Source organism: Streptomyces sp. NPDC001700 (assembly GCF_053596435.1).
Genome location: NZ_JBSFGE010000005.1, coordinates 161,909 through 173,549, shown reverse-complemented (window position 1 = coordinate 173,549; position 11,641 = coordinate 161,909). Strand labels below are relative to the sequence as shown.

Annotated in this window: 12 protein-coding genes; 3 read left to right on the top strand and 9 right to left on the bottom strand. The window is 70.3% G+C overall.

The window, feature by feature from the left end; translation table 11 throughout:
- Positions 1-18: 18 nt before the first annotated feature.
- From ACWC5C_RS11910 to ACWC5C_RS11875, 8 genes are all read right to left on the bottom strand, one after another.
- Positions 19-1,593, bottom strand: a complete 1,575-nt coding sequence (locus ACWC5C_RS11910; protein ID WP_450875302.1) for a pyridoxal phosphate-dependent decarboxylase family protein — start codon at positions 1,591-1,593, stop codon at positions 19-21.
- A gap of 272 nt (positions 1,594-1,865) precedes the next feature.
- Positions 1,866-2,762 carry a siderophore-interacting protein gene (locus ACWC5C_RS11905; RefSeq protein ID WP_450875301.1) on the bottom strand — a complete coding sequence of 299 codons (897 nt, stop codon included), beginning with the start codon at positions 2,760-2,762 and terminating at the stop codon, positions 1,866-1,868.
- A 60-nt stretch (positions 2,763-2,822) separates the two neighbouring features.
- Positions 2,823-3,845, bottom strand: a complete 1,023-nt coding sequence (locus tag ACWC5C_RS11900; protein ID WP_450875300.1) for an ABC transporter substrate-binding protein — start codon at positions 3,843-3,845, stop codon at positions 2,823-2,825.
- A gap of 172 nt (positions 3,846-4,017) precedes the next feature.
- The gene (locus ACWC5C_RS11895; protein ID WP_450875299.1) at positions 4,018-5,016 is read right to left on the bottom strand and encodes a PDR/VanB family oxidoreductase; all 999 of its coding nucleotides are present in this window, start codon (positions 5,014-5,016) and stop codon (positions 4,018-4,020) included.
- Entirely contained in the window at positions 5,013-5,192 is a 180-nt protein-coding gene (locus ACWC5C_RS11890; protein ID WP_450875298.1) for a hypothetical protein, read from the bottom strand. Before ACWC5C_RS11890 ends, ACWC5C_RS11895 begins: the two co-directional genes overlap by 4 nt.
- Positions 5,189-6,301, bottom strand: a complete 1,113-nt coding sequence (locus tag ACWC5C_RS11885; protein WP_450875297.1) for a Rieske 2Fe-2S domain-containing protein — start codon at positions 6,299-6,301, stop codon at positions 5,189-5,191. The genes ACWC5C_RS11890 and ACWC5C_RS11885 overlap by 4 nt, the downstream gene beginning before the upstream one ends.
- An 83-nt stretch (positions 6,302-6,384) precedes the next feature.
- Complete coding sequence (locus tag ACWC5C_RS11880; protein WP_450875296.1) at positions 6,385-6,663, bottom strand: DUF4190 domain-containing protein; 279 nt, start codon at positions 6,661-6,663, stop codon at positions 6,385-6,387.
- A gap of 3 nt (positions 6,664-6,666) precedes the next feature.
- Positions 6,667-6,837, bottom strand: a complete 171-nt coding sequence (locus tag ACWC5C_RS11875) for a hypothetical protein (protein WP_450875564.1) — start codon at positions 6,835-6,837, stop codon at positions 6,667-6,669.
- Positions 6,838-6,962: 125 nt separating this feature from the next.
- Between ACWC5C_RS11875 and ACWC5C_RS11870 the strand changes: the two genes are divergently transcribed.
- Positions 6,963-7,589, top strand: coding sequence for a TetR family transcriptional regulator (locus ACWC5C_RS11870; protein WP_450875295.1), 627 nt, complete (start codon positions 6,963-6,965; stop codon positions 7,587-7,589).
- Here the strand turns inward: ACWC5C_RS11870 and ACWC5C_RS11865 are convergent.
- Positions 7,555-8,880 carry a M6 family metalloprotease domain-containing protein gene (locus ACWC5C_RS11865; protein WP_450875294.1) on the bottom strand — a complete coding sequence of 442 codons (1,326 nt, stop codon included), beginning with the start codon at positions 8,878-8,880 and terminating at the stop codon, positions 7,555-7,557. The two genes, ACWC5C_RS11870 and ACWC5C_RS11865, sit on opposite strands and share 35 nt — an antisense overlap.
- A gap of 278 nt (positions 8,881-9,158) precedes the next feature.
- Here ACWC5C_RS11865 and ACWC5C_RS11860 point away from each other — a divergent pair, with 278 nt between their 5' ends.
- Together ACWC5C_RS11860 and ACWC5C_RS11855 are read left to right on the top strand one after the other, a co-directional pair.
- Complete coding sequence (locus tag ACWC5C_RS11860; protein ID WP_450875293.1) at positions 9,159-9,824, top strand: TetR/AcrR family transcriptional regulator; 666 nt, start codon at positions 9,159-9,161, stop codon at positions 9,822-9,824.
- Between the two features lie 191 nt (positions 9,825-10,015).
- Positions 10,016-11,536 (top strand): MFS transporter, encoded by a 1,521-nt coding sequence (locus ACWC5C_RS11855; protein WP_450875292.1) that lies wholly within the window; start codon positions 10,016-10,018, stop codon positions 11,534-11,536.
- Positions 11,537-11,641: the final 105 nt, after the last annotated feature.

Below are 11,641 nucleotides of genomic sequence, written 5' to 3'. Positions count from 1 at the left end.
GGTCAGTGACGCAGCGACTCAGCTGGCGCGCGAGTGGCTGAGTTCGGGCTCGATGTGCAGGGCCAGGTACTGACCGGCGTGCTCGGCGAGGAGGTCGAGGACGAACGCGATGTCGCGCACCGACGTCTCCGGGTTGAGCAGGGTGAACTTCAGGTAGTGGCGGCCGTCGACGACCGTACCGGCCACCACGGCCTCGCCCGAGGCGGCCAGGGCCTCGCGGGCGTGCAGGTTGGCGCGGTCGACCAGGTCCGGGTCGGAGTCGTCGCCGGGTACGTAGCGGAAGACGAGCGTGGACAGCTGCGGCTCGGTGACGACCTCGAACCGCGGGTCGGTGTCCAGCAGGCCCCAGCCCTCGGCGGCCCGGTCCACGACCTCGTCGAAGAGCGCCCCGACCGCGTCCGCGCCCATGACGCGCAGGGTCAGCCACAGCTTGAGGGCGTCGAAGCGGCGGGTGGTCTGGATGGACTTGTCGACCTGGTTGGGGATCAGGTTCTTGGCGCTGCGCTCGGGGTTGAGGTAGTCCGCGTGGTACGTGGCGTGGCTGAGCGTGACGCGGTCGCGGACCAGGACGGCGCTGGAGCTGACCGGCTGGAAGAACGACTTGTGGTAGTCCACGGTGACCGAGTCGGCGCGCTCGATGCCGTCGAGCAGATGGCGGCGGGTGGGGGAGGCCAGCAGCCCGCAGCCGTACGCGGCGTCCACGTGCATCCAGGAGCCGTGCCGCGAGCACAGCTCGGCGATCTCGGGCAGCGGGTCGATGGAGCCGAAGTCGGTGGTCCCGGCGGTCGCGACGACGGCCATGACCACCTGGTTCTCCTGGCGGCAGCGGTCGAGTTCGCGGGCCAGGGCGACCGCGCGCATGCGCCGGTCCTGGTCGCAGGGGATCGAGATGACGGCCTCGTAACCGAGCCCCAGGATGGCGGCGGACTTCTTCACGGAGAAGTGGCTGGCCTGGGAGGTGAGGATGCGCAGCCGCGGCAGGATCTCGGACTTCGGGGGGACGGGCTCCCCGGACGCGGCGGCCTCCTTCTCGACCAGTTTGCAGGCCTCGTCGCGGGCCAGCAGCAGCGCGTGGAGGTTGGACTGGCTGCCGCCGCTGGTGAAGATGCCGTCGGCCGCCTCGCCGAGACCGATGCGCTCGGCGGTCCAGTCGATCAGCCGCCGCTCGATGAGGGTGCCGCCCGCGCTCTGGTCCCAGGTGTCGAGGGAGGAGTTGACGGCCGTGAGGACCGCCTCGCCGAGCAGTGCCGGGATGACCACCGGGCAGTTGAGGTGGGCGAGGTAGCGGGGGTGGTGGAAGTAGACGGCGTCCTTGAGGTAGACGCGCTCGAGTTCCTTCAGCGCGGCGCTCGGGTCGCCCAGCGGTTGTTCCAGGTCGATGCCGGAGATCTCGGGGGCCAGTTCACCCGGGGTCACGCCGGTGAACGGGCGGTCGGTGCGGGCGACGGTGGAGGCCACCAGGCCGACGCCGTCCGTCACGGAGCGCCGGTAGCTCTCCGCCGTACGGTCGTTGAAGAGGTGGGCCCTGCCATCCGCCGCCCCGGGTATCGACTCCGGCGACGGGTCCTCAGCGGTCTGCGCGAGGAAACTCACGGTCTGTCCTTCCTGGAGCGTGCGGGCGCACGGGTGTGTGCGCGCCCGCGGGCGTGCCTGTGGGGGTGGGGGGGGGTGGGGGTGGGGCTGTGGGGTGATCGCGGGCATGCGGGTGCCCCGGCCGGGGCGCCGGGGCGCGCGGTGGCGCGCCGCGGCGATCGGAATCCGTCGGCCAGTTGATGGGTGATCAGTGGGGGACGAGTGGGGTCAGTGAGCGGTTACGGGGAGGGGGAGCGGGCCGTGGCTCAGACGGGTCAGGCGGCTTCGGCGGATCAGGCGGCTTCGTCGTCGGCTTTCGGGCCGCTGCCGCTCACGGCCTCCTCGACGAGCTGTTCCTCACAGGCGCCGAGCCGCCAGTAGCCGGTGAAGGTCACCGCCTTGCGCTCGAAGCCGCGTTCGCGCACCAGGTGGCGGCGCATCTCCTTGACGGTTCCGGCCTCGCCCGCGATCCAGGCGTACGGGGTGCCGGAGGGCAGCGCGGTGGCGCGTACGTCGTCCAGCAGCAGGGCGGAGCGCGGGGAGCCGGGGGTGGCGCCGTCCCGGACCAGCCAGGTGATCTCGGCGTCGGCCTCGGTGTGCAGCCGCTGGATGTCCTCGGCGTGCTGGACCTCGATCCACACCTTCGCCGGGGTGCCCGCGGGCAGCCAGTCGAGGATGCCCGCGACGGCGGGCAGCGCGGTCTCGTCGCCGGAGATCAGCACCCAGTCGGTGCCGGACGGCGGCCGGAAGTCGACCCCGCCGTTGTCCTCGACGACCGGGCCCAGCAGGGTGACGCGGTCGCCGCACTCGGCGCGCGCGGCCCAGGTGGCGGCCGGGCCGCCGTCGGGGTGCAGCGCGAAGTCGACGTCGATCTCGTCGGGTTCGCGGCGCTGCTCGCGCACGGTGTACGAGCGCATGATGCCGCGTACGGCCGGGTCCATCGTCCGCCAGGTGGCGAACCAGCCCTCGCCGTCCTCCACCGGCACGACCGGGGCGGGCTGGCCGGGGTGCGGCAGGAACAGTTTGAAGCGCTGGTCGCGGCCGCCGGTGGTGAAGTCCCCGAGGCCGGTGCCGCTGAAGGTGATCCGGGACATGGACGGTCCGAGGGCCCGGGTCCGTACGACGTGCGCGTCGAAGAAGCGGAACGGTACGGCGGTGGCGGGGCGGGTGGTGGTGGCTGCGGTCGTCATGGGATCGACGTCTTCCCTTCGCTTGACGGGGGGTCGGCGCAGGTAGCCGGTCAGTCCGCGTCAGCTGACCTTCTTCGCGTCCTGGATGGCCTTGGTGAGGGACTCGATGAGCGGGGCCGCACCGGCGTAGGAGAAGCGCGGCTCGCTGCTCCAGGGCGTGATCTGGTCGGCCTTGACCGCGGGCATCTTCGACCAGGTCGGCTTGGACTTGAGGGCATCCGGCTGGAGGGTCGCGGTGCGGTTGTCCAGGAAGAGCACGTCAGCGTCGTACTTGTCGGCGTTCTCCCAGCTCAGGCTCTCGAAGTAGCCGCCCTTGTCGGGCTTTTGCGGCTGTACGAACTCGACGCCCAGCTCCTGGAAGAAGATCAGGTCGGCGTTGATCTTCGGGTTGGAGACATAGAAGAGATCGGCGCTGCCGGAGCAGGCCATGACCCGGATCTTGTGCGACTTGGCGGTCTTGCGCAGCTCTTCGGACGCCTTCTCGAAGCGGGCCTTGGCGTCGGTGACCTTCTTGGCCTTGAGGTCGGCGCCGAGCGCCTCGGCCAGCGCGGCGTAGCGCTTGATGGGCTCCAGCATGGAGACCCGGCCGGTTTTGATGGCGCAGCTGGGGGCCAGCTGGAGGATTTTCTTCTTGCTGTCGTCCGGGACGTAGAAGAGCGCGCCCGGGTCGAACATGTTGGTGATCAGCAGATCGGGGTTGAGCGAGGCGTACTTCTCGACGTTGAACTGGCCCCAGGTCTGGCCGAGGCTGGTCAGCCGGTCGACGTCGATGTCCCCGGCCTGCACGTCCGGCTTGCCGTTCTTGAGTTTGGTCGGGCCGAACACGCCGGTGATCTGCTTGTCGATGCCGAAGTCGTACAGCGCGGCCGCCGCGGCGACATAGGCGACGATGTGCTCGGGAGGACCATCGTTGGTGATCTTCTTGTCGCGGTCGTCGGTGAACGACCAGGAGCCGCCGCCCTTTCCGCCGGAGTCCGAACCGCCCTTGCCACCGCAGGCGGTGACCAGGGCTCCGAGTCCGGTGGCCCCGCCTGCGGCGAGGAGGCCGCGACGGGAGAGCGGAAGTTCTCTGGCGTGGCGCATGGACCGCATGGAGCTTGCCTTCTCATCAGACGTACGGGGACGGTGCCCAGGGACGGCATCCCGAAGGCGTACTTAGGTTAGCCTAACCAACCCGTTTGTCCAGTGGGCGGGGCCACCCCGTCCCATTCTTTGAGAGGCTGCGGCGCTTGTTCAGCGTCGTTTCACAGGTCGTTCACAGGTCCAGCACCAGCTTTGGGCCCCGGCAGCGTGAGACGCAGATCATCATCGTCTCGCCCGACGACCGCTCCTCGTCGGTGAGTACGGAGTCGCGGTGGTCCACCTCGCCCTCGATGACATCCGTCTCGCACGTACCACAGGTGCCCTCTTCGCAGGAGTACAAAACTGGCACCCCGGCCTCCTCCAGGGTACGCAGCACGCTATGTCCGGGTTTGACGGTGAGGGAGCGTCCGGATCGGTCGAGAATCACTTCGAAACCGCCGGAGTTCGCTTGTTCCGCCCCGTCGTCCTCGTCGCTCGTGTCCACCGGACGGGGCTGGAACCGTTCGGTGCGCAGCGCGCCCGTCGGCCAGGCCTGGCACCGCTCCTCCGCGACCCGCAGCAGCGGCTCCGGGCCGCAGCAGTAGACCAGGGTGCCGGGGCCGGGCTCGGCGAGATACGTCACAAGGTCCGGCAGCCCCGCCTCGTCCTGCGGCACCAGCCGCACCTTCTCGCCGTAGCGGCCGGTGAGTTGGTCGGCGAAGGCCATGGAGGCGCGGGTGCGCCCGCCGTACAGCAGCGTCCAGTCGGCGCCCGAGGCCTCGGCGGCGGCCGTCATCGGGAGGATCGGGGTGATGCCGATGCCGCCCGCGATGAACAGGTAACGGGCGGCCGGGCGCAGCGCGAAGTGGTTGCGCGGCCCGCGCACCCGCACCGCCGCGCCCTCGGTGAGCGCGTCGTGGACCCGGGCGGAACCGCCGCGTCCATCGGGCGCGCGCAGCACCGCGATCCGCCAGGCCGTACGGTCCGCCGGGTCCCCGCACAGCGAGTACTGGCGGATCAGCCCGTCCCCGAGGACGAGGTCGACATGGGCGCCGGGCTCCCAGCCGGGCAGTTCGCGCCCCGCCGGATGACGGAGTGTGAGCGTCACCACGTCGGTGGCCGCGTCGGCTCTGGCGGCCACCAGCAGGGTGTCGTCGTACTCCTGGGTTTCGCTGGAGGTGGCGCTGCTCACGCGGTGGGGCCTTTCTGCTGCGGGGGAGCGAGGGTGTGTCCGTCGGGGTGCGCGAGCATCCACTGCCACAGCTCGACCGGGTCCTCGGCGGAGCGCTCGGCGCCGCAGTGGCAGACGCCGTGGAGCGCATCGGTGCCGGGCAGCCAGTCGATGCGGTAGACCTCGGCGGTGTTCATGGGGTGGCCATCGCCGGGGACGAGGCGGTCCGTTCGCCCTGAGGCCGCTCGCCCTCGGCGGCGAGGCGGGCGAGGATGCGGCGCGCGGCCAGGCCACCGGTGTCGATGTTGATGCTCAGCTCCTGATAGCCCTCGCGCTCGGTGTCCAGCGCCTTCTGGAGCAGGTTCAGCGCGTCCACGTCCTGCATCACCACGGTGCGGTTGAAGTCGTGGAGGAAGGTGGTGACTTCGTCGTCGTCCTGGGCGAAGTCCCGGGAGACGGCCCAGAAGTCATAGACGTGCCGGTCCGTGGAGGGCGTGATGGCGTATGTGATCTCCACATGGAAGGCGTTCGGATCGGAGCCGTCCGCTTCCGGCAGCACCCCGACCGGGGCGATGCGGCTGTGCAGCAGATACAGACAGGGCGCGTGGTACTCGATGTCCTGCCAGCGGGTGATGCGGCCCTCGATACCGGTGGAGCGCGCGTAGAAGGGAGGACACGCGGCGTCGTCCATGTGGCGGCTGACCCGCACGATGCCCGCGCCCTCGTCGACCTCGGTGGTGATGGGGGTCTCGGCGACCTCGGGGGTGCCGATGTAGCCGCCGTGCAGATACGTCTCGTGGGAGAGGTCCATCAGGTTGTCCACGAGCAGCCCGTAGCCCGCGTCGATCGGCTCCATGCCGCCGACCGTCGTCCAGCGCGGATCGGCGAGCCAGGGGGCGCGCGGGATCGCGGCCGGATCGGCGAGCGCCGGATCGCCGATCCACACCCAGACCAGCGAGTCCTGCTCGATGACGGGGTACGAGGCGACCCGGGCGGTGCGCGGGACGCGCTTCTGGCCGGGCACGAACACACAGGTGCCGGAGGTGTCGTAGGTGAAGCCGTGGTAGCCGCAGACGACGTTGTCGCCGTCGAGTCGGCTGGCCGAGAGCGGATAGCGGCGGTGCACACAGCGGTCGGCGAGCGCGACGACGGTGCCGCTCGATGTGTCGCTGCCGGACTCGTCGCCGTCCGGCTCGGTGCGGTAGAAGGCGATGGGCTCGTTCAGGATGGTGCGCCCCAGCAGCTCGCGGCCGATTTCCCGGCCGTAGGCGGCGACGTACCACTGGTTCCGTGCGAATGCGGTCATGCACAGCAGCGTGGTGACGGGGGTCACGCACGGGCAACGGCCCTTCCACTGAGTGGAAGGGCCGCGAGTGGACAGGGTCCTGATCAGCTGCCGAACTGCCAGAAGACCGAGTGGTCCAGCGTCATCAGGACGACCAGCAGGATCACGTCCGCGATGCCGAGCGCGATGCCGAGCAGCGCCCTGCCCCGCCGCTTCGTGTCGCGGACGATCGCGAGCGTTCCGAGGACGATGGCGCAGGGCCCGAAGACCGCGTTGAAGAGGAGGGTGCCGATGAGACCGAGCACGAAGGAGGCGACGGCCATGCCGTCGGCGTCCTGGCGCGCGCGGAGGGGCGAGGTGCGGGTGGGTGCGGTGAGTGCCATGGGTCAGCTCTCCTTGTGTCCGGTGCGTTCACGGATGAAGAAGATGAGCAGCCATGTGCCGATGACGCCGGAAGCGGCGAGGAAGACCGGGAGCGGGGTATGTGCCGCCGCGCCCAGCAGAACCCCCATCAGGGCGAGAGCCGCGACGATGAAGAGCATGTGAGCCTCTCTCATGGTGGTGGATCCGGGGTGCGGATACTCATTAAGTGAACAATTGGATTCACAACTGTTCACTGACATCTAGGCTACCCCCGCGTACGGCTGGCCAAGGTCGGCGAACACCTGTTTACTGGAATGATATGAGTCACACATGCGGGATCCGCGAGGCCCGTAAGCGCAAATCGCGCCGCGCGCTGCTCGACGCGGCGCTGGGGCTGCTGGAGGACCAGAGCCTCAGCAGCCTGGGGTTGCGGGAGCTGACCCGGGTGGTGGGCATGGCCCCGGCCGCCTTCTACCGGCACTTCCGGGACATGGCCGATCTGGGCGTGGCGCTGGTCGAGGAGTCCCTGGGCAGCCTGCAGGGCATGATCCGCGCGATCCTCAGCGAGCGGGACGGGGATGAGGAGCGGATCGACGCCGTGGTGGAGGCGGTCGCCGAGCATGTGCGCCGCCACCCCACCCACATCCGCTTCATCGCGCGCGAACGGCACGGCGGGGTGCGGCCGGTGCGGGAGGCGATCGCCGCCGAGCTGGGCCGGTTGACCGACGAGGTCGCCACGGCCTTCGCGCCCCGGCTCACCCCGGCGGGCTGGCCGCCGGAGGACGTCCGGATGCTGGCCGAGCTGTACGTGGACCGGATGGTGACGACGGCGACCGCGTTCATGGAGGCGCAGGGGGACGAGGAGGAGCGCGAGCGGATCGCCGTCACCGCCCGTAAGCAGCTGCTGCTGGTCAGCCTCGGGCGCCGGCACTGGCGCGGCGCGTGACCTCGACGCGGTAGGAGCCGTCCGCGTCCCGGCCGGTGACCCGGACGCGGACGCGCACGCCGTCCGCGTCCCCCTGGTACGTCTCGCCGGGGCCGAAGGCCGCGTCGCTGAGCCCGGGGTGGACGTTGCGCTCCTGGGTGCATCCGTGGCCGCCGGGGGAGCTGTCCATGACGGTGACCGGGCCGCCGCCCGAGTCAATACGGGTGTCCACCCAGGTCACCAGGACGCCGGGCTTGCACACCGCCTCGTCGTTGCCGCCCTCGGCGCGCGCCTCCAGGGCGTATCCGGCGGAGTCCGAGACCGGGACGAAGACGAGCTTGGTGCCCTCCGGCCGGTGCAGCGGCGACAGCGCGTGCACCGTGGTGCCGGGGCGGGCGGCGCAGCCGACCTGGCGGGGGCCGAGCCAGCCGAGCTTCCACTTGTGCCAGGCCAGCACGTCGTTCCCGGCGCCCCAGTCCTCGGACATCACATCCCAGTGACCGACGTTGTCGCCGCCGCCACGGGTGTAGAGGTCGGGCAGGCCGAAGACATGGCCGTTCTCGTGGGGGAGGACCCGGAAGCCGGTCTTCCGGAGCGAACCGGAACCGTCGTCCTGGCGGCTGTAGACAAAGGAGACATTGGCCAGCGGAACCCCGTCCGCGGTCGGGGCGCGCTGGTTGTCGGCGTACGTCACGGAGAGCACCGCATGCGCGGCGGGCGGCCCGGCGTTGGGCGTGACCAGGACGTTCACCAGGTCGTAGCGGCGGAAGTCCACCTTCGGGTCGGCCGTTCTCGCTATGTCCGCGACCAGCTTGCGGTAGCCGGGCTCGAAGGGGCTGCCGCGCTTTATGCCGTACGAGCGGAACGAGTGCGGCATCCGCAGCCAGTGGCCGACCGGCATCGCGGGCCGGTAGTCGAGCCGTCCGTAGGAGCTGCGGGCGAACCACCGCGAGGTCTGCGGGAAGAACTCCTCGAAGCGCTCGCGGGCCGTGCCCTTGCCGCGCACATCCGGGAAGTCGATCATCAGGTTGAGGGCGTTGACCGTCCCCGTACTGCGGCTGTAGCCGTGGCTGGTGGGGATGCCCTCGGACATCTGCAGCCCGGGACCGGGGGCGAGGGAGCACGGTTCCAGCGATCCGGCCCGCGCGGTGGTCACGGGAGCCGGGGCCCGCTTGGCGGCGGCCGGTTTTCCCGGACGTGGCATCGCCGCCGGGGCGACCACCGCGACCGTGAGCACGGTGGCGATGGTGAACGCGCTGCCTCGGCGGAGCCTGCGTATTCGAGGGCGGGGGGCCTCGCGGGTCTGCTTCATTGCCGTTCACGGTGTGCCGGTGCGCGCGGGGGCGCCCGTGGGGTGCGTCCGTTCCGGCGAATCGGCTGGGCCGGGCGGGCGAAATGCGCGCGAATCAGGTGTGATGCAGGTCACTCGTGGACCGGGAAATTCCGGGGAGTGGTTCCCCGTTTAAACCGGTGATCGCACAAACGGGGACTGACTCCCCGGAAATCTTGAACCTCGAACCTCGAACCTCGAACCGAGCATCGTCGGATGCTCTGATCCCAGGACGATCGGACACGGAAGGGGAAGCTGCCATGGCCGGAGTCACCGCCGCACGCGCCGCGGATCGCGCACGGCACGCACCGCCCCGGCTGCGTGCCGACGCCCTGCGCAACCGGGAACGGATCGTCGGGGCCGCGCGCGAAGTGCTCGTCGAGTACGGGGCCGAGGTCCCGCTCGACGAGATCGCCCGGCGGGCGGGGGTCGGCAACGCCACCCTCTACCGCCACTTCGCGGACCGCCGTGAACTGATCCACCACGTGACCCTGTCGGTGATGTCGCGCGTCGCCGAACAAGCCGAATCGGCCCTGGTCGAGGAGCCCGACGCCTTCCTGGCGCTGCGGCGCTTCGTCCACGCGGCGGCGGATGAGCGGATCGGCGCGCTGTGCCCGCTGCTCTCCGACGGCATCGACAAGGAACACCCTGACCACATCGCCGCCCATGACCGTCTGGACGCCGGTATCGACGCCCTGATGGTGGCCGCCCGGGCGACCGGCCAGCTGCGCGCCGACATCGACGTCGGCGATCTGATGGTCGCCCTCACCCAGCTCACCCGCCCGCTGCCCGGCAGCGGCTGCGTGGACTTCGACGCCTTCGTGCACCGGCACCTACAGCTCTTTCTGGACGGGCTGTCGGCTCCGGCGCGCTCCGAACTTCCCGGCTCCGCCGTCACCTTGGAGGATCTGCAGCACCGGCCGTGACGTAGCTCGCACCCGGCCGCTCACCGCACACCGCTTATTTTTCGCGCGTCCACCGGTCTTCACCTTCGTGTGACGTCCTTGTGCGACGTCGCGCGGCGTCAGCTCTCTCACTCAATGACTCCGCCCGGTGCGAACCGGGTGACAACTCGTTCCGTTTTTCTCACTCTCCGCACCGCTAGGTAGGCCCATCCATGCCTGAAACGGCCCCACATAAGACGTCATATGCTGATCCCCGGCGATGGAACGCGCTGATATTCATCGCCCTCGCCCAGCTGATGGTCGTCCTCGACGCGACCATCGTGAACATCGCACTGCCCTCGGCCCAGGCCGACCTGAACATCTCCGATGGCAACAAGCAGTGGGTCATCACCGCGTACGCCCTCGCCTTCGGCGGCCTGCTGCTGTTCGGTGGCCGGGTCGCGGACCTGTGGGGGCGTAAGCAGACCTTCATCGTCGGGCTGGTCGGCTTCGCCGCGGCCTCGGCGCTCGGCGGCGCCGCGGTGAGCAGCGGCATGCTGCTCGGCGCCCGCGCACTGCAGGGCGTGTTCGGCGCGCTGCTCGCACCCTCCGCGCTCTCGCTGCTCGCCGTGATGTTCACCGACGCCAAGGAGCGGGCCAAGGCGTTCGGCGTCTTCGGCGCCATCGCGGGCGGCGGCGGTGCCGTGGGCCTGATCCTCGGCGGCGTCCTCACCGAATACCTGGACTGGCGCTGGACGTTCTTCGTCAACATCCCGTTCGCCGCCGTCGCCGCGGCCGGTGCGATCGCGGTGATCCGCGAGCCCAGCGAGAGCCGTAACCCCTCCAAGCTGGACATCCCCGGTGTGCTGCTGGCCACTTCGGGCCTGGTCGCGCTGGTCTACGCCTTCACCCGCGCCGAGTCCGACGGCTGGAGCGCGCGGCCGACCATCGCCCTGTACGTCGCGGCCGCGGTGCTGCTGACCGCCTTCGTGATCGTCGAGTCCCGGGTGAAGGCGCCGCTGCTGCCGCTGCGCGTCATCACCGACCGCAACCGGGGCGGGGTCTACGCCTCGCTCGGCCTCGCCGTCATCGGCATGTTCGGGCTGTTCCTCTTCCTCACCTACTACATGCAGATCGTCAAGGGTTACAGCCCGGTCGAGACCGGGCTCGCCTTCCTGCCGATGGTCGCGGGCATGATCACCGGCTCGACGCAGATCGGCGCGCGGCTGATGACCAGGGTTCCGCCGAGGCTGCTGATGGGGCCGGGCTTCCTGGTCGCCGCGTCCGGCATGCTGCTGCTGACCCAGATCGACCTGGACACCTCGTACCCGGCGGTGATCCTGCCCGCGATCCTGCTGCTCGGCCTCGGCATGGGTACGGCCTTCATGCCCGCGATGAGCCTGGCCACCCATGGTGTCGAGCCGCGCGACGCGGGCGTCGCCTCCGCGATGGTCAACACCTCGCAGCAGGTGGGCGGCGCGATCGGCACCGCGCTGCTCAACACCATCGCCGCCAGCGCCACCACGGCGTACGCCACGGGCCACGCGGCCACGGCCTCTTCGCCGAAGCTGCTGCAGCTGCAGTCGATGGTGCACGGCTACACCGCGGCCATCGCCTGGGCGGTGGGCATCCTGCTGCTGGCGGCGGCGATCGCCACCACGCTGATCAGCGCCGGGAGGCAGGACGGCGGCGGCGCGGTCGCCGGTTCGGGCGACGAGGCGGTGGAGGACGCCGTTCCGGTCATGGCGCACTGATGGCCCGTATGGGTGACGGCCCCTGCGGATGAGACAGCCCTAGCGGATGAGACGGCCCCGCTCCCCGGTGTTGCCCGGTGGAGCGGGGCCCTCCCTGTTGTTTGG